The organism is Nonomuraea sp. NPDC004354 (genome assembly GCF_053602555.1).
This window is the reverse complement of record NZ_JBSGDV010000001.1, coordinates 441,185-457,526: the sequence shown is the minus strand read 5'-3', so window position 1 is coordinate 457,526 and position 16,342 is coordinate 441,185. Positions and strand designations below refer to the sequence as shown.

15 protein-coding genes are annotated in these 16,342 nt (G+C 73.9%); 11 read left to right on the top strand and 4 right to left on the bottom strand.

Going from position 1 to position 16,342, the window contains the following annotated elements:
* Nucleotides 1–2: 2 nt before the first annotated feature.
* Nucleotides 3–1,037 carry a Gfo/Idh/MocA family protein gene (locus ACWENQ_RS02135; protein ID WP_449917161.1) on the bottom strand — a complete coding sequence of 345 codons (1,035 nt, stop codon included), beginning with the start codon at nucleotides 1,035–1,037 and terminating at the stop codon, nucleotides 3–5.
* 127 nt (nucleotides 1,038–1,164) lie between these two features.
* On the opposite strand from ACWENQ_RS02135, the gene ACWENQ_RS02130 reads away from it, so the two are divergent.
* The 7 genes from ACWENQ_RS02130 to ACWENQ_RS02100 are packed head-to-tail and all read left to right on the top strand — an operon-like array spanning nucleotide 1,165 to nucleotide 7,613.
* Nucleotides 1,165–2,295 carry an inositol-3-phosphate synthase gene (locus tag ACWENQ_RS02130; protein ID WP_452412647.1) on the top strand — a complete coding sequence of 377 codons (1,131 nt, stop codon included), beginning with the start codon at nucleotides 1,165–1,167 and terminating at the stop codon, nucleotides 2,293–2,295.
* Nucleotides 2,292–3,104, top strand: a complete 813-nt coding sequence (locus tag ACWENQ_RS02125; protein ID WP_449917167.1) for an SCO3242 family prenyltransferase — start codon at nucleotides 2,292–2,294, stop codon at nucleotides 3,102–3,104. The genes ACWENQ_RS02130 and ACWENQ_RS02125 overlap by 4 nt, the downstream gene beginning before the upstream one ends.
* Complete coding sequence (locus ACWENQ_RS02120; protein ID WP_449917169.1) at nucleotides 3,101–3,931, top strand: sugar phosphate isomerase/epimerase family protein; 831 nt, start codon at nucleotides 3,101–3,103, stop codon at nucleotides 3,929–3,931. The genes ACWENQ_RS02125 and ACWENQ_RS02120 overlap by 4 nt, the downstream gene beginning before the upstream one ends.
* Nucleotides 3,912–4,400 carry an EboA domain-containing protein gene (locus ACWENQ_RS02115; protein ID WP_452412646.1) on the top strand — a complete coding sequence of 163 codons (489 nt, stop codon included), beginning with the start codon at nucleotides 3,912–3,914 and terminating at the stop codon, nucleotides 4,398–4,400. The genes ACWENQ_RS02120 and ACWENQ_RS02115 overlap by 20 nt, the downstream gene beginning before the upstream one ends.
* Nucleotides 4,400–5,227 (top strand): TatD family hydrolase, encoded by an 828-nt coding sequence (locus ACWENQ_RS02110; RefSeq protein ID WP_452412645.1) that lies wholly within the window; start codon nucleotides 4,400–4,402, stop codon nucleotides 5,225–5,227. The genes ACWENQ_RS02115 and ACWENQ_RS02110 overlap by 1 nt, the downstream gene beginning before the upstream one ends.
* The gene (gene eboE, locus ACWENQ_RS02105) at nucleotides 5,227–6,291 is read left to right on the top strand and encodes a metabolite traffic protein EboE (protein ID WP_452412644.1); all 1,065 of its coding nucleotides are present in this window, start codon (nucleotides 5,227–5,229) and stop codon (nucleotides 6,289–6,291) included. Before ACWENQ_RS02110 ends, eboE begins: the two co-directional genes overlap by 1 nt.
* Nucleotides 6,291–7,613, top strand: a complete 1,323-nt coding sequence (locus ACWENQ_RS02100; protein ID WP_449917180.1) for an alkaline phosphatase family protein — start codon at nucleotides 6,291–6,293, stop codon at nucleotides 7,611–7,613. Before eboE ends, ACWENQ_RS02100 begins: the two co-directional genes overlap by 1 nt.
* Here ACWENQ_RS02100 and ACWENQ_RS02095 read toward each other — a convergent pair.
* Nucleotides 7,591–9,666, bottom strand: coding sequence for a protein kinase domain-containing protein (locus ACWENQ_RS02095; protein ID WP_452412643.1), 2,076 nt, complete (start codon nucleotides 9,664–9,666; stop codon nucleotides 7,591–7,593). The genes ACWENQ_RS02100 and ACWENQ_RS02095 overlap by 23 nt on opposite strands.
* A 102-nt stretch (nucleotides 9,667–9,768) precedes the next feature.
* Nucleotides 9,769–10,791, bottom strand: a complete 1,023-nt coding sequence (locus ACWENQ_RS02090) for a phosphotransferase (RefSeq protein WP_449917184.1) — start codon at nucleotides 10,789–10,791, stop codon at nucleotides 9,769–9,771.
* A 65-nt stretch (nucleotides 10,792–10,856) separates the two neighbouring features.
* On the opposite strand from ACWENQ_RS02090, the gene ACWENQ_RS02085 reads away from it, so the two are divergent.
* From ACWENQ_RS02085 to ACWENQ_RS02070, 4 genes are all read left to right on the top strand, one after another.
* Complete coding sequence (locus ACWENQ_RS02085; protein ID WP_452412642.1) at nucleotides 10,857–13,355, top strand: LuxR C-terminal-related transcriptional regulator; 2,499 nt, start codon at nucleotides 10,857–10,859, stop codon at nucleotides 13,353–13,355.
* Nucleotides 13,356–13,436: 81 nt separating this feature from the next.
* A complete protein-coding gene (locus ACWENQ_RS02080) occupies nucleotides 13,437–13,790 on the top strand; it encodes a GntR family transcriptional regulator (RefSeq protein ID WP_354906833.1) in 354 nt (117 codons plus the stop codon).
* Nucleotides 13,787–14,647 (top strand): ABC transporter ATP-binding protein, encoded by an 861-nt coding sequence (locus ACWENQ_RS02075; RefSeq protein ID WP_452412641.1) that lies wholly within the window; start codon nucleotides 13,787–13,789, stop codon nucleotides 14,645–14,647. The genes ACWENQ_RS02080 and ACWENQ_RS02075 overlap by 4 nt, the downstream gene beginning before the upstream one ends.
* Nucleotides 14,644–15,345 carry a hypothetical protein gene (locus ACWENQ_RS02070; protein WP_452412640.1) on the top strand — a complete coding sequence of 234 codons (702 nt, stop codon included), beginning with the start codon at nucleotides 14,644–14,646 and terminating at the stop codon, nucleotides 15,343–15,345. Before ACWENQ_RS02075 ends, ACWENQ_RS02070 begins: the two co-directional genes overlap by 4 nt.
* 113 nt (nucleotides 15,346–15,458) lie before the next feature.
* Here the strand turns inward: ACWENQ_RS02070 and ACWENQ_RS02065 are convergent, their stop codons facing one another.
* Nucleotides 15,459–16,259 (bottom strand): alpha/beta fold hydrolase, encoded by an 801-nt coding sequence (locus ACWENQ_RS02065; protein ID WP_452412639.1) that lies wholly within the window; start codon nucleotides 16,257–16,259, stop codon nucleotides 15,459–15,461.
* Between the last annotated feature and the right edge of the window lie 83 nt (nucleotides 16,260–16,342).

The window sequence follows — 16,342 nt, the reverse complement described above, 5'->3', positions numbered from 1 at the left end:
GCTCAGCACTCGACCCACCCCCCTGACGCCGCCGAGGCGAGCACCGCGTCGCAGACGCGCGCGGCTCGGGCGCCGTCGTCGAAGGTGGGCAGGCCGTCGCGGCGCTCGCCGCGCAGCGCGGCGTAGCTGTCGGCGACGAAGGCCTCGAAGCACTCGTGGTAGCCCTGCGCGTGCCCGGAGGGCAGCGGCGAGTACGGCAGGGCGGCGGCGGTCAGCGTCTGGGGGTCGCGCACCAGCGCCATCGACCCCTCGCGCCTGCCCAGCCACAGCTTCTCGGGTTGCTCCTGGTCGAAGGCCAGGCTCTGCTCGGTGCCCGTCACCTCGAGGAAGAGCCGGTTCTTGCGCCCCGGTGAGACCTGGCTGGTGGTGAGGGAACCGAGCGCGCCGCCTGCCGTACGGAACTGGACGGTGACGACGTCCTCGGTCAGCACGGGGGCGTGGCCGGCGCGTTCCCGCTGGACGACGCCTGTCTGCGCGGACACCGCGCTGATGCGCTCGCCCGTGACGAACTCGGCCAGGTCGCACCAGTGCGAGCCGATGTCGGCGAACGTCCGGCTGGGCCCGCCGATCTCGGGGTCGACCCGCCAGTTGTCGTCCTCGGGGCGTAACAGCCAGTCCTGTAAGTAGCTGCCGTGGATCAGGGTGACCCTGCCGACGTCCCCGCGCGCCACGCGCTGCCTGGCCTCGCGGGCCATCGCGTGGAAGCGGTAGACGAACGGGACCGTGGCCACCAGGCCCGCCTCGTCGGCGCGGGCGGCCATGAGCGCCGCGGTCTCCGCGTCGGTGGCCAGCGGCTTCTCGCAGATGACCGCCACCCCGGCGGCGATGGCCTTGAGGGCGAGCGGCGCGTGCAGGTGGTTGGGGGTGCAGATGTGGACGAGGTCGATCGCGCCCGACTCGATCAGCTCGTCCGCCGAGGCGTAGGGGCCCTGCGACCTGTCGGGTCTGGACCCTGCGACGCCGACGATCGTGGCGCCTGCGAGGCGGGCGGAGCGGGCGTGTACACGGCCCATGAAGCCGGTCCCGATGATGCCCACTCGGGGATTATCAGCCGATTCCCGGCTTATGTCCTCCATGTTTCGTGATCGTAGATTCGACTTATGATGACGGTCAAGCAAAAGTCAGGCCTTTACTTCACAAGTCCCCCGGCTTATATACCGATCTATGGCTATTGGTGTTTGGCTCATCGGCGCCAGGGGCTCGGTCGCCACGACCGTCATGGTCGGGGCGGCGGCCATCAAGGCTGGACTGCTGCCCGCCGCGGGCTGCGTGGCGGAACGGCTGCCCCCGTGTGGCTTACCCGGTATCGCCGACCTCGTGTTCGGCGGTCATGACATCGCCTCCATCTCTCTGAGGAAGCGGGCCGAGCGGCTGGCCGAGGCAGGGGTGATCCCCGCCGCGCTCCCCGCCCTGCTGTCCGGCGACCTGGACGAGGCCGAGGCGGAGATCAGGCCAGGCCACGCGCACGAAGGCGACCAGGCCGACGCCGCCGCCCGGCTGGCCCGCGACATCACCGCCTTCCGCGAGCGCAAGGGTCTGGCGCGCGTCGTGGTGGTGGACCTGTCCTCCACCGAGCCGCCCGTGCCGTGGCGGCCCGAGTTCGCCGATCTCGAGGCGCTGGAGGCGGCGCTGGCCACCGGGGCGTCGGTCCTGCCGGCCAGCTCGCTGTACGCCTACGCGGCCTTCCACGCCGGGTGCGGCTACGTGGCGTTCACCCCGTCGACGGGGCCCACGCTTCCCGCGCTGGCGCAGCTGGCGGCGGCCGAGGGCCTGCCGTACGCGGGACGCGACGGCAAGACGGGCGAGACGCTGGTGAAGAGCGCGCTCGCGCCGATGTTCGAGGGGCGGGGGCTGGCCGTGCGCTCCTGGTCGGGCCTGAACCTGCTCGGCGGCGGCGACGGCGCCACCCTGGCCGACCCCGCGGCGAGGGCGAGCAAGCAGACCTCGAAGGACAGGGCGGTCGAGGGCATCCTCGGCGGCAGGGTCGAGGGGCACACGCACATCGACTACGTGGCCGACCTCGGCGAGTGGAAGACCGCGTGGGACCACGTCACCTTCGAGGGGTTCATGGGCGTGCGGATGACCATGCAGTTCACCTGGCAGGGGTGCGACTCGGCGCTGGCCGCGCCCCTGGTGCTGGATCTGGCCAGGCTGGTGGCCCGCGCCCACGAGCGGGGCCGGCGGGGCGGGCTCGCCGAGCTCGGCTACTTCTTCAAGGACCCCCTCGGCGCCGCCGAGCACGCCCTGCCCGCCCAGGACGCCATGCTGCGGGCCTTCGCGGAGTCGCTCGCATGAGAGCGCTGCTCGAACTGGTCAGGGCACCCGCCGCGCTGTCGGTGCCGGGCGACACGATGGCCGGCGCCGCCGCCGCGGGCTCGCCCGCCCGCCCGGGGACGGCGGTGGCCTCCACGTTGCTGTACTGGGCCGGCATGGCGCTCAACGACTGGTCGGACCGTCACCAGGACGCCGTCGACCGGCCCGAACGCCCCGTCCCGTCCGGCCGGATCAGCCCCGCCACGGCGCTCGCCACGGCGGTGGGCTGCACGGGCGCGGGCCTGCTCACCGCCTTCGTCGCGGGCGGCAGGCGAGGGCTCGGGCTCGCCGGCCTGCTCGCGGGCGCGGTGTGGGCCTACGACCTGGCGCTCAAGCGCACGCCGGCCGGTCCCGCCGCCATGGCCGCGTGCCGGGCGCTCGACGTCATGCTCGGCGCGGGCGGCGCGGCGCGGGCCGTTCCCACCGCGCTGGCCATCGGCGCGCACACCTACGGCATCAGCGTCCTCGGCCGCGCCGAGACCACGGGCGCCACCGGCGCGACCGTCGGGGGCGCGGTGGCCGCCTGCGCCACCGCCGCCGCGCTCGTCGCCTGGACCTGCCCCGGCGCGCCGCTGGCCGGCTACGTCACCACCGCCGGGCGAGCCCTGGCCGGCCTGCGCGCCGACCCCGATCCCGCCCGGGTACGGCAGGCCGTCCGGCTGAGCATCGTGGCGCTCATCCCCCTGCAGGCCGCCGCCGTCGCCGGCCACGGCCGTCCCGTCCAGTCCGCGGCGCTGCTGGCCGCCGCGCCCTTCGGCGGCCGGCTGTCGAGGCTGGTGGCCACCTCGTGAACTGGTCCTACTGCACCAACGGCTTCCGCGACCACCGGCTGCCCGAGGCGCTGGCCGTCCTGGCCGACCTCGGCTACACCGGGGCCGCGATCACCCTCGACCACGGCCACCTCGACCCCTACGCCCCCGGCCTCGCCCGTGACGTGGCGGCGACCGCCAAGCTGCTCGGCGAGCTCGGCATGACCGCGGTCGTGGAGACGGGTGGCCGCTACACCCTCGACCCGTGGCGCAAGCACCACCCGACGCTGCTCGGCGAGGGAGACTGGCGCAGGGCCGACTACCTGCGCAGGGCCATGCGGATCGCCGTGGACCTCGGCGCGCCCGTGGTGCACCTGTGGAGCGGGGCCCTGCCGGACGGCGTCGGCGAGCAGGAGGCGTGGGCCAGGCTGGCCGGATGGTGCGAGCGGCTGCTCGGCGACGCCGACGAGCTGGGCGTCACGCTCGCCTTCGAGCCGGAACCCGGGATGCTGGTCGCCGACCTGGCGGGCTACGAACGGCTGCGGGACCTGCTCGGCGGCCATCCCCGTTTCGGGCTCACGCTGGACATCGGGCACTGCAGGTGCCTGGAACCGCAGGACGTGCCGGACTGCGTCCGGCGGGCGCTGCCGTACCTGGCGCACGTGCAGATCGAGGACATGCGCAGGGGCGTCCACGAGCACCTGGAGTTCGGGGCGGGCGAGATCGGTTTCCCGCCCGTCATCGCCGCGCTCGCGGGTTACCGCGGCCAGGTGGCGGTCGAGCTGGCCAGGCACGGCCACGCCGCCCCCGAGGTCGCCCGCCGGTCGATCGACTTCCTGAGGAGGGCACATGGACGACTGGACGGCTGAGGCCGTGGCACAGGTGAAGGCCGACCAGCAGGCCGCGCACCGCCTGTTCCCGGTGGCGGCGCGCAGGGGCGGCCCCTCCGCCAGAGCCGCCCTGCTCGGCCACGTCGACGCCGCGACGGTCGCCGCCCTGTACCGCGACGGCGACGCCGGCGAGCGCCTGGCCGTGCTGGACGCGCTGGACCGGCTCGACCTCGGCGACGCGGCGCTGCCGCTGGTGGAGGACGCGCTGCGCACCAACGACGCCAGGCTCGTCGCCGCGGCCCTCGGCCCGTACGGCGCGCGGGTCCTCGACGACCACGCCTACCGCCAGGGCGTGCTGAAGTGCGTGTTCATGGCGATCCCGCTCGAGCGGGTCGCCGGCCTCGACGAACGCTTCGACCCCGAGCTGGCCAGGATGCTGGCCGCCTACGCCGACGAACGGAGGGCGGCCGGCAGGACCGTGCCCCCCGACGTGCTGGAGAGGATCTGATGCGCATCTTCGACCCCCACGTCCACATGATCTCCAGGACCACCGACGACTACGAGCGGATGCACGGGGCGGGAGTGCGCGCCGTCGTCGAACCGGCCTTCTGGCTGGGGCAGCCGCGCACCAACGTGGGCAGCTTCCTCGACTACTTCGACGCGCTGCTGGGCTGGGAGCCGTACCGGGCGGCGCAGCACGGCATCCGCCACCTGTGCGCGCTGGCGCTCAACCCCAAGGAGGCCAACGACCCGCGCTGCGCGGGCGTGCTCGGCGAGCTGCCCCGCTACCTGCTGAAGGAGGCGGTCGTGGCGGTCGGCGAGATCGGCTACGACTCGATGACACCGGCGGAGGACAGGGCGTTCGAGGCGCAGCTCGCCATGGCCGCCGAGCACGACCTGCCCGTCCTGGTGCACACCCCGCACCGGGACAAGGCCGCCGGCACCCGGCGCACGCTGGACGTCGTCAAGGGCCTGCCGCCCGAGCGCGTGCTGGTCGACCACCTCAACGAGGTGACGGTGGGCATGGTCGCCGACTCCGGCTGCTGGATGGGCTTCTCGATCTACCCCGACACCAAGATGGACCCTGGCCGGATGGTGGCGATCCTCCAGGAGTACGGCACCGAGCGGATGCTGGTGAACTCGGCCGCCGACTGGGGCCGCAGCGATCCGTTGCGCACCAGGGCCGTCGGCGAGGCGATGCTCGCCGCCGGTTTCACCGAGGACGACGTCGACAGGGTGCTGTGGCGCAACCCGTCCGCCTTCTACGGCGTCGATCCCGCCGCGCCCGCGCCGGGCGACGACTACGCGGGCAACACGATCAGGCGGGGTGGCTGATGCGCCTGCTGCACCCCGGCGGTCCGGTCGTGCACCTGGCCTACTGCACCAACGTCCACCCCGCCGAGGACCTGCCGGGCATCCACGCCCAGCTGTCCGGCTCCTGCGCCCGCGTCCGCGCGCTGCTCGGCGTGCCGCGCCTCGGCGTGGGGCTGTGGCTGCCCGCCGGAGCCGCCCGCGCGCTGCTGGCCGACCGCCGGGAGCTGGTACGGCTGCGCGCCGCGCTCGACGACAACGGCCTGGAAGTCGTCACGCTGAACGGCTTCCCCTACGGCGGCTTCCAGCGGGAGGTGGTGAAACACCGCGTCTACTCCCCCGACTGGTCCTCGCCCGCGCGGCTGTCCTACACCCTCGACCTGGCCGCGATCCTCGCCGCCCTGCTCCCGGACGACGTGGCCGAGGGCTCGATCTCGACGCTGCCGCTGGCCTGGCGCACCAGGGGCGCGCCGACCGCCCTGCTGGGCAGCCTGGTCGAGGGGCTGCGCGAGGTCGGCGAGCGGACCGGCAAGACCATCAGGGTCGGCTTCGAGCCCGAACCCGGCTGCGTCATCGAGACCACCGCCCAGGCCGCGAAGCTGCTGCCGCGCGACGACCTCCTCGGCGTCTGCCTGGACGCCTGCCACCTCGCCGTCGGCTTCGAGGGGCTCGACTTCGGCGACCTGCCGATCGTGAAGCTGCAGGCGTCGTGCGCGCTGGAGACGCCGCCGGGGGCGCAGCGGGCGCTCGAGAGGTTCCACGAGGCGCGCTTCCTGCACCAGACCAGGTGCGCCTCCGGCTACGCCGACGACCTGGACGAGGCGCTGGCGCGCCTGCCGTACGGGGAGAGGTGGCGGACCCATTTCCACATGCCCCTGCACGCCGCCCCTCCGCCGCCGCTGACCACCACCGCCGGGTACCTCGGCGAGCTGCTGCGCGCCGTGCTGGCCGCGCCGCTCACCAGGCACATCGAGGTCGAGACCTACACCTGGACGGTGCTGCCCGACCAGGACGTGCTCGGCGGCATCGCCGCCGAGCTCACCTGGATGCGGCGCGAGCTGGCCGCCCTCGGACTGAAGGAGCTGTGATGCCGCCGATCGTGGTGATCAACGTGGTGGGGCTGACCCCGCGCCTGCTCGCGCACATGCCCGGAGTGTCCAAGGTCGGCGCGGCGGCGGCGCTGCGCCCGATCCTGCCTGCCGTGACCTGCTCGATGCAGGCCACCCTGCTGACCGGCGCGCCACCGCGCCGGCACGGGATCGTCGGCAACGGCTGGTACTTCAGGGACCTGGGCGAGGTCTTCCTGTGGCGGCAGCACAACGCGCTCATCCAGGGCGGCCAGCTGTGGGACTCGGTCCCCGGCCTGCGCACCGCCAACGTCTGCTGGTGGTACGCCATGGGGGCGGCCGCCGACCTGCTCGTCACCCCGCGCCCGATCTACCACGCCGACGGCCGCAAGTCGCCGGACTGCTACACGCGACCGCCCTCCCTGCACGACGAGCTGCCGCCGTTCCCCCTCTTCAGCTACTGGGGGCCGGGCGCGGGCATCGCCTCGACCGAGTGGATCGTCGGCGCGTCCGTCCACATCCTGCGCGCCCACCGGCCCGACCTGATGCTCGTCTACGTCCCGCACCTCGACTACGACCTGCAACGGTACGGCCCCGACGGTCCGCAGGCGGTCGCCGCGGCCCAGGCCGTCGAGACCGCCCTCGCGCCCCTGCTGGCCGAGGACGCCACGTTCGTCGTGCTGTCGGAGTACGGCATCACGCCCGCCTCCAGGCCCGTCGACGTCAACAGGGCGCTGCGCGCGGCCGGGCTGCTGGAGGTGTACACGCAGGCCGGCATGGAGTACCTCGACCCGTGGACCTCGCGGGCCTTCGCCGTCGCCGACCACCAGCTGGCCCACGTCTACGTCCGCGACCCCGCCGACCTGCCGAGGGTGCGGTCGGTGGTGTCCGAGCTGCCCGGCGTGGACGAGGTGCTGGACGAGACGGGCAAGGCCGTCCACGGTCTCGACCACGAGCGCTCGGGCGAGCTCGTCGCGGTCGCCGAGCCCGACGCGTGGTTCACCTACTACTACTGGCTGGACGACGCCCGCGCCCCCGACTTCGCCCGGCTGGTCGAGATCCACCGCAAGCCCGGCTACGACCCGGCCGAGCTGTTCATGGATCCCGCCGATCCGTTCGTCAAGGTGCGCGCGGGCCTGGCGCTGGCCCGCAAGAGGCTCGGCCTGCGCTACACGATGCCGGTGGTGCCGCTGGACCCGTCGCCCGTGCGGGGCAGCCACGGCCGGCTGCCCGACAGCGCCGACGACGGTCCCGTCCTGCTCGGCCCCTTCGACGGGGACGCCTACCCGGCCACGGCGGTCAAGGGCCTGCTCGAAGGGCTCATCTCCAGGCGCGCAGGCTGAGGTCGTCGCAGTAGCCCTGGCCCGCTTCCTTCCGCCAGCAGAAGATCGTCGCCTTGGTCATGCCCTTGCCGGTGGTGAAGGTCATCGAGTAGTAGGCGTACTTCTTTCCGCGGTGCACCCTCCACCCGCCCCGGTGCGGGTCGGCGGTCTTGACGCCCAGCATGGTCCGCCTGCCGTCGGAGCGCACCCATCCGCTCAGGGTGTACCTGGTGTTGGGGCGCAGGTCGGTCAGCACCTGCTCGGCGGCGGCGTCCATGCCGGGGGTGGCGGCCAGCCAGACCGCGCCCCAGCCGCTGTGCTGGTCGCTGGTGACCTGCTTGACGGTGCCCCTGGGGTACCAGGGCGCCAGGTCGGCGTCGTTGAACCCGGCGTTCGCCAGGAGGTTGCGGTTGGTGAGGCGGAGCTTCCTGACCGGGCTCGGGACGGCGGTCGGGCTCGGGGAGGGGCTGGGCGTCTTCTTCCTCTTGGTCTTCGGCGTACGGCTGGGCAGCGGCGTGGACCAGGTGCCGGTGGAGGGGACGGCCACGGGCAGCGTGCTCGGCTGGGGATCGCGGGCCTGCGCTCGGGCCGTGCCCTGCGCCGTGGCGCCGTCCCTGGTGAGCAGGACGGCGGTCGTCGCGCCACCGAGCACGACGACGGCGGCGGCCGCCAGCACGGCGATCAGCCGCCGCCTGCCCGCCGGCCGCGAGCTTTCCCGCCCCGCGGCGCCGGGAGGGGGCGGCTGAACCATGGCCCCCGGCAATCCGGTGATGGTCGCCTGCGGCGGGATGGTCGCCCCCACGGGCCCGGCGGCCGGAACCGTGGGCCCGAGGGGCGGAACCGCAGGCCCGGCGGGCGGAACCGCAGGCCCGGCGGGCGGGACCGTCGTCCCCGTGAGCGCGGCGGGCGGCGGCTGCGGCGGGATCGTCGTCCCGGGAAGTCCCGCGAGCGGCGGCTGCGGGGGGAGCGTCGTCCCGTGCAGTCCGTGGAGGGGCGGCTGCTGGGCTGCCGGGGCGGCGGGCGGGGTGCCCGGGTGAGTCGGCTGTGGCCCCGGCGGCGCGACCTGCCCCGGATGGGGAGGCGCGACCGGCACCGGATGGTGGGACGCGGCCGGCGCCGGATGGTGCGGCGCGACGGGCGCGGGATGGTGGGGCGGCGGCGCGGCGAAGGGCGGGACGGGCTGCGGCGCGCCGACGGGCTGGGCGGGCCGAGCGGGCTGGGGCGGCACCGGAGAGACGGGCTGGGGCGGCACCGGGGTGCGGGCCCCGCTCAGGTGGGCCACGAGCTGTTCGGCGGTCGGCCGCCGCACCGGGTCCTTGACCAGGCAGAGCGACACCAGATCCCGCAACGCTCCGGCGAGCACCCCGAGGTCGGGCTCCTCGTACATGATCGAGTGCAGCAGCCCCGGCAGGGTCTCGGTGACGAACGCCGGCCGCCCGTTGGCCGCGAACACCATCGTCATCGCCCACGCGAACACGTCCGCGGCCGGGCCGACCGGCGTCTCGGCGAACTGCTCGGGCGCCATGTACCTGGGCGTGCCGAAGACCTGCCCCTGGTGCGTCATCCCGGACAGCTCGCTGTCCAGCGCCCTGGCGATGCCGAAGTCGATCACCACGGGACCGTCGGGCCCCAGCAGGATGTTGGCGGGCTTGAAGTCGCGGTGCAGCACGCCCGCCCGGTGGATGGCCGCCAGCGCCATCGCGGTGTTGAGCGCCAGCCGTTCGAGCGCGGCTCCCGTGCGGGCACCCGTCTCCCGTACGGACTCCTCGAGCGAGGGGCCGGAGACGTACTCGCTGACGATGTAGGGGCTGTCGCCGACCAGGCCGGTCTCCAGGATCTGGGCGGTGCAGAACCTGGCCACGCTGGTGGCGATCCGTACCTCGCGGACGAAACGCTCGCGCGCCTCCGCGTTGGCGATCAGGTGGGCCTGCAGGACCTTCACGGCGACGCGCTGCCCGTCCGGCGCCTCGCCGAGATAGACGATGCCTTGTCCGCCCTCGCCTAACCTGCCGAGGATGCGGTGTCCCCCGACAGCCGCAGGATCCCCGGGAATGAGCGGTCTCAACTCGACCACGGTGCCCCTTTTCCCCCGTTAACTCCCCTAGAGAGGGCACCTGTATATCACCGAACCGGAACCCCGGTTCGGCGACTGCGCATACCCGTGCGTCCGCGCACGTCAGAGCCCGCGACCGAGGTCGGCGACGAACCTGGCCAGCCCCGCCCGCCGCCGGAACAGCTCGTGCACCTCGGGTGTCGGCTCGTCGGCCAGGCGATCGAGCGGCAGGGTCGTCCACGCGGCGACCAGCACGAGCGTGGCGGCGTAGCCGTAGGCGACCTCGTCGGCGGAGAAGCCGGACCCCTCGACGTAGGCCGCCTCGATCGCCTCGTGGACGGCGGGCAGCTCGGCCGGCGTCAGCTCGCCCGAGTGTGCCCGGCCGACCAGGAGCTGGCACAGGTCGAAACCCGCGCAGGTGGCATACGGCCAGCTCCAGTCGATGGCCACGAAGCGCGCCGAGCCGTCGGCGGGCACGAGCAGGTTGCCCGGGGAGGCGTCCCCGTGCGAGAGCGTGTGCGGCAGCTCGGCGACCGCCGCGACCAGCGGCTCGATCCTGGCGGCGAGCGCCAGCAGGTCGGAGCGCAGCAGCGGGTCGGCGTAGGCGGCGACGAGCGGGTGCCGCCACAGGTCCGGATCGCGCAGCGCGGGCAGGAACACGTGCTCGACCGGCCCGCCGAGGTAGTGGCGCAGCCCCTCGTTGGGCCCGGCGGCCGGATGCATGGCGGCCAGCTCGCCCAGGAGCCGGGCGGCGGACCGGTACCTGTCGAGGTCCCAGGGCGCGTCGGCGGTCCTGATGTCCTCCAGCCACATCACGTAGCGGTCGCCGCCCAGGTCCTCCACGTGGTGCAGGCGGGGCAGGCGCAGGCCGTCCGGCAGCGCGAAGCCCGCCAGGTAGGTGTCGAGGTCGACCCGCCACGGGAAGTGCGCCGCCAGCTCCTCCATGCCCGGACGGCGCCGCGGCGACTCGATCGACTTGACGACGAACGACCAGGGCAGGCCCGCCGTCGTGGTGCCGTGGAGCCTGCGCAGCGAGATGGTGGACAGCGCGCCCGACCCGTGCGCGGGCACGTCCTCGCTGCGCTGCTCGGCGATCTCGGCCGACGGGTCGCCGAGGCTGCGCCGTACCAGGTCCCTCAAGTCCATGGCCACAGCCTGCTCTCCCGGGAATGCCCTCGCATGAGTACGGGCTACTCAAATAGCCTTCCAGGGTGGCACGCGGGTGGCCCTTCGCGGGCCGGACGGCTGAGCTGGAGGAGATCAGGTCCGCCGCGGGCGGCCTGGTCGTCGTGGGCGCGCCCGGGGTGGGCAAGAGCAGTCTGGTGGCGCACGCCGTACGCGATCTCGACGGCGTGGCCTGGGTGCGGGCCACGGCCGCCGCCGCGGAGCTGCCGCTGGGCGCCTTCGGCCCGCTGCTGCCCTCCACGCCGCCCGCGGGCAACCCGCTGGGCTGGGCGGCCGACGCCGTGCGGGCGCCCGTCCTGGTGGTGGACGACGCGCACGTGCTCGACGCGGCCTCCGCCGCGCTCGTCCACCACCTGGTGGTGCGCGGCCGTACCCGGGTGATCGCGACCTTACGCACGCAGACGCCGGCGCCCGACGCCGTGCGGGCGTTGTGGAAGGACGGCCTGCTGCCGCGCATGGAGCTGGCGCCGCTGACGGTGGAGGAGACCAGGCGGCTGCTCGAACAGGCGCTGGGCGGCCGGGTGGAGCCGGGCACGGTGACGCGGCTGTGGGAGGCCAGCCGCGGCAACGCCCTGTATCTGCGGGAGCTGGTGCTGGCCGGGATGCTGGCCGAGCGCGCGGGCGTGTGGCGGTGGCGCGGGCCGCTGGCGATCACCCCGTCGTTGCGCGAGACGATCGCGGGCCGCATCGGCGAGCTGACGCCCGACGAGCGCGAGGTCCTGGAGCTCCTGGCGTACGGCGAGCCGCTCGGCGCCGACCTGCTGGGCGCGCTGGCCACCGCCGCCGCGGTCGAGCGCCTGGAGGACCGCCGGCTGGTCACCGTCGACGTGGAGGGCCGCCGCCTGCAGGTACGGCTCGGCCACCCGCTCTACGGCGAGGTCATCAGGCGCGGCTGCGGCACCCTGCGGGCCCGCAAGCTCCAGCGCAAGCTGGCCGACGCCGTGGCGGAGGCGGGCCTGCGCCGCCGCGAGGACGCGCTGCGGGTGGCCGTCTGGCGGCTGGACAGCGGCGCCGACAGCGATCCCGAGCTGCTGCTCGCCGCCTGCGACCTGGCCCGGACGGTGCGCGACCTCGTGCTGGCCGAGCGCCTGGCCCGCGCGGCCGGCGACGGTGTCCCGGCCAGGCTCGCGCTGGGCAGCATCCTGTTCTACGTCGACCGCTACGCGGAGTCGGAGGAGGTGTTCGCCGCCGCCGGCCGGCTGCCGATGGACGGGCACACGCGCGTGGAGTGGGCGTCCTACCGGGCCTTCAACCTGTTCTGGGGGCTGGGCAGGCTCGAGGAGGCGCTGGAGCTGATGACGGTGGCCGAGGAATCGGCCACCGATCTCGACTCGCGGCAGGGGGCGCGAGTCACCAGGGCCTCGGTGGAGGTCTTCGCCGGCGATCTGGAGGGCGCGAGGGCGTCGCTGCGTGCGGCTTCCGACATGGGCCCGACCACGCATCCGCGCAGCGTACGGGCGTCCGGCACGACCGAGGCCGGCATCCTGGCCGCGGAGGGCAGGGCGGCGGAGTCCCTGCGGCTGGTCGCCCGCACGCTCGACCTGGTGCCGGACACGTTGCCGAGTCTCATGGCCGCGCTGCTGGAGGCCGCCACGGACGCCGCGCTCTATCTGGGCGATCTGGCGGCGGCCGAACGTCATGCCGAGCGGGGGCGCGGCCTGGACGGCGAGCTCGGCATGTGGGCCAGGACCACCATCGTCTTCGGCAGCCGCACGGCGCGGGCGCTCAGGCTGCGCGGCAGGGTGGCCGACGCGCTGGCCTGGTGCAGGGAGACGGTCGCCCATCTGCCCGAGCGCAGCGTGTGGGCGGGCCTGTGCCTGGGCGAGCTGGCCCACGCCCACGCGCTGCTCGGCGAGGTCGGCGCGGCGGAGGAGGCGATCGCGCGCGCCGAGCGGACCTGGCTGCCGGTCGGCCCGCCTGTCGTGGTCCCGCTCCAGCAGGCGAAGGTGTGGACGCGGGCGGCGCGCGGCGACGTGCCGGGCGCCGTCGCGACCGCGCTGGCCGCGGCCGAGCGGGCGCTGCCCGTCCAGGTGCCGTTCGTCCTGCACGACGTCGTACGGCTCGGCCACCCCGCGCTGGTCGCCGACCGCCTGACCGGTGAGGGCCCGTTGGTCGCGCTCTTCGCCCGGCACGCCGCCGCCCGCACGGGCCCGGAGTTCGACGCCGTCTCGGTCGGTTTCGAGGGTCTCGGCCTGACCGTGCACGCCGCGGAGGCGGCGGCTCACGCGGCCCGCCGCTACCGCGATGACGGGCTGACCCGTGCGGCCAGGGCCGCGGAGACCAGGGCGTGGGCGCTGTCGCGCCGCTGCCAGGGCGTCCGCACTCCCGCGCTGCTCGACCTGGACGTGCCCGCGCTCACCCCTCGCCAGCGTGAGATCGCCCTGCTGGCCGCCCAGGGCCTGACCAACAGGGAGATCGCGACCAGGCTCGTGGTCTCCATCAGGACCGTCGCCAACACCCTCTACGCCGTCTACGAGAAGACCGGTGTGAGCGACCGCGCCGACCTGGCCGACCTGCTCGGCTGAACCGATCCCGGGGAGTTGACGCGTTTCCGCACGGCTTCTATGGTTCATTACAAGAGTAATGAACCACAGAAGCGAGTAACCATGTTCGACGACCGGAGCCCCATCTACCGGCAGATCGCGGACCGCATCAAGGCCGAGGTCATGAGCGGGGCACTGAAGGGAGACGAGCAGGTCATGTCGACCAACCAGTACGCCGCCTTCTACCGCATCAACCCCGCGACGGCGCAGAAGGCGTTCCAGCAACTGGTCGACGAAGGCGTCCTCTACAAGAAACGAGGTATCGGCATGTTCGTCAGCCCTGCCGCCCGGGACACGCTCCGCGCGGAGCGCAGGGAGGGCTTCTTCACCGAGGTGGTCGACCCGATGGTGGCCGAGGCCAAGGCCATCGGCATCCCGCTCGACGACGTGATCGACCGCATCAGGAACAGCCGATGAGGATCGACATCGACGACCTGCGCGTGAGCTACGGGGACGTCCACGCCGTCGAGGGCCTGTCGCTCACGCTCGAGCCGGGCAAGATCTACGGCCTGCTCGGCCGCAATGGCGCGGGCAAGACGAGCCTGCTGTCGGTCCTGGCAGGCTTCCGCAGGCCGAGCGGCGGCAGCGCGCTGGCCGACGGCCGCCCGATCTTCGAGAACACGGCGATCACCAGGGACATCTCGCTGATCCGCGACGCCGGCGAGACGATCGACCTGGGCACCGTGGAGGACGCGTTCTACTTCGCCGAGCACCTGCGCCCCCGATGGGACGCCGCCTACGCGAAGGAGCTCATCGACCTGTTCGAGCTCGACCCCAAGAAGAACGTCAAAACCATGTCCAAGGGCCAGCGCTCGGCCGTCGGCGTGGTCATGGGCCTGGCCTCGCGGGCCCCGCTGACCATGTTCGACGAGTCATATCTCGGCATGGACGCCCCCAGCCGGCAGGCCTTCTACGACGCGCTGCTGGCCGACTTCATGGCCCACCCCCGCACGCTGATCCTCTCCACCCACCTCATCGAGGAGGTCAGCGCCCTGTTCGAGGAGGTCGTCATCATCGACAAGGGCCGCCTCGTCGTCCACTCCCCCGCCGACGACCTGCTGTCCATGGGCACCTCCGTCACCGGCCCGACGGCCCAGGTCGAGGAGTTCACCAAGGAGCTGACCGTGCTCGGCGTCAAGCGGCTCGGCCCCACCAGCTCCGCCATGGTGTACGGCAGGCTCGACCACGCCGAGGCCCGCCGCGCCGGCCTGGAGACCGGCCCCATCGCGATGCAGGAGCTGTTCATCCACCTGACCGGAGGCCCGGCCTCATGAGATTCCCCAGCCGCCTCCTCGGCGCCAACATCTGGCTCGCCTCCTTCGCGTGGCTGGCCTATCTCGTGCTCATCACGCTGGTCACCGTCGGCATCGCCATCTGGGGCAACCTGGACGAGAGCGTGTGGGAGAAGGCCGTCCAGCTGACCCGCTGGTACGCGCTCTTCGCCGGGATCGCCCTGGTCAACGAGTTCCTGCCGCTCTACATCGCCCACGGGCAGAGCCGCCGCCAGTTCGGCTTCCAGGCGGCGGTCACCATCGCGCTGTTCGCGCCGTTCCTGGCGGCCCTGCTGGTGATCAGCTTCCTGCTGGAGTCGCTGCTGTACGGCGTGACGGGATGGACGTGGGCGCTCGGCCAGGCCCACCTGTTCACCGCGCCCACGCAGGTCCCGCTGATCTTCCTCGAGTACACGGTGATGTTCCTGGCCTGGCTGGTGACCGGCGCGTTCGGCGCGGCCGCCTTCTACCGGTGGCAGGGCGGCGGGCTGCTGGCCGTACCGGTCGGCGTCCTCATGGTCCTGGTGGCGCAGAGCGCGATCGGCGACAGGATGCCGCTGCCGTTCATCACCGACCGGCTCGGCTTCGACCTCCCGCAGTCGGTGCCGCTGGCGCTGGCCGCGGGGCTGGGCACGTTCGCCGTCGGCCTCGGCCTCAGCTGGCTGATCATCCGCGACGTCCCGCTGCGGAACCAGCGGTGAGCGGGTGCGGCCATGCCGCTCGGGGCGTCGTCCGGCACCGCCGGGCCGCCGAGGTCGCATGGCGCCCCCGGTGAGGCGGACGCCGTGACGCCGCCGGTCATGGACGCCGTTCGTCAGCTGGGCGGCGCCGGGGCGAGCAGGCGGTCGAGCTCGGCGGCCACCGCGGCGGGGCGCTCCAGGTGGAGGTCGTGTCCCGCGCCGGGCACGGTGACGAACCGGGCGTCGGGCCGCAGCCGCCGCATCTCGGCCACCTCCTCCGCCGGCAGGACGCCCCGCTCGCCGAGGACGACGGTCGTCGGGCAGGCGATGCCCGCCCAGTCGTCCCAGTTCGAGCGGCGGGCGTGCGCGGCGATGACGTCGACGACGACCTCGCGCTCGAACGTCGGGCGCAGGCCGTCGGCCGCGGCGACCAGCCCGGAGGCCCAGCCCTCGCCGACCGGCCCGCCGCCGAAGAACCGCACCGCGTCCTCATGGGCGGCGAAGGGAACCGGCCAGGAGCCCAGCCAGCCGTCGATCTCCGCGGGCGTCTCGTCGTCACCCGCCGCCGCGCCCGCCTCGACCAGCAGCAGCGCCCGCACCAGGTCGGGACGCGCGGCGGCGGCCTGGATCGCGGTGACGCCGCCCAGCGACTGCCCGGCCAGGATCACCGGCCCGGCGGCGAGCTCCGCGATGACGGCGACCGCGTCGGCGGCGAAGGCGGCCCTGGAGGTGTCGCCCGGGCGGGGTTCGCTGCCCCCGTGGCCGCGCTGGTCGAGCGCCAGCAGCCGGTAACGGCCGCCGAGGTGCGCGCCGAGCGCCTCCCACTCGCGGGACTGTCCGGCCAGGCCGTGCAGGAGCAGGACGGCGGGCCCCGGGCCGCCGCTGTCGCGGCAGACCAGTCGCACGCCGTCACGTCGCACGGTCGTCGTTCTCATGTCGTCTTCCCCATCGCCGGGACACTCTACGCAGCCGCCGGCATGCGCAGGTGCGCGCGTGCTGGGTAGAGGACGCGTATGTC

Excerpts from the sequence above, each read along its gene's own strand:
- ACWENQ_RS02075 (WP_452412641.1), top strand. The coding sequence starts at position 13,787 with ATGAGGATCGACATCGACGACCTGCGCGTGAGCTACGGGGACGTCCAC.
- eboE (WP_452412644.1), top strand. The coding sequence starts at position 5,227 with ATGCGCCTGCTGCACCCCGGCGGTCCGGTCGTGCACCTGGCCTACTGC.
- ACWENQ_RS02125 (WP_449917167.1), top strand. The coding sequence starts at position 2,292 with ATGAGAGCGCTGCTCGAACTGGTCAGGGCACCCGCCGCGCTGTCGGTG.
- ACWENQ_RS02090 (WP_449917184.1), bottom strand. The coding sequence starts at position 10,791 with ATGGACTTGAGGGACCTGGTACGGCGCAGCCTCGGCGACCCGTCGGCC.
- ACWENQ_RS02065 (WP_452412639.1), bottom strand. The coding sequence starts at position 16,259 with ATGAGAACGACGACCGTGCGACGTGACGGCGTGCGACTGGTCTGCCGC.
- ACWENQ_RS02115 (WP_452412646.1), top strand. The coding sequence starts at position 3,912 with ATGGACGACTGGACGGCTGAGGCCGTGGCACAGGTGAAGGCCGACCAG.
- ACWENQ_RS02110 (WP_452412645.1), top strand. The coding sequence starts at position 4,400 with ATGCGCATCTTCGACCCCCACGTCCACATGATCTCCAGGACCACCGAC.
- ACWENQ_RS02070 (WP_452412640.1), top strand. The coding sequence starts at position 14,644 with ATGAGATTCCCCAGCCGCCTCCTCGGCGCCAACATCTGGCTCGCCTCC.
- ACWENQ_RS02080 (WP_354906833.1), top strand. The coding sequence starts at position 13,437 with ATGTTCGACGACCGGAGCCCCATCTACCGGCAGATCGCGGACCGCATC.
- ACWENQ_RS02130 (WP_452412647.1), top strand. The coding sequence starts at position 1,165 with ATGGCTATTGGTGTTTGGCTCATCGGCGCCAGGGGCTCGGTCGCCACG.
- ACWENQ_RS02100 (WP_449917180.1), top strand. The coding sequence starts at position 6,291 with ATGCCGCCGATCGTGGTGATCAACGTGGTGGGGCTGACCCCGCGCCTG.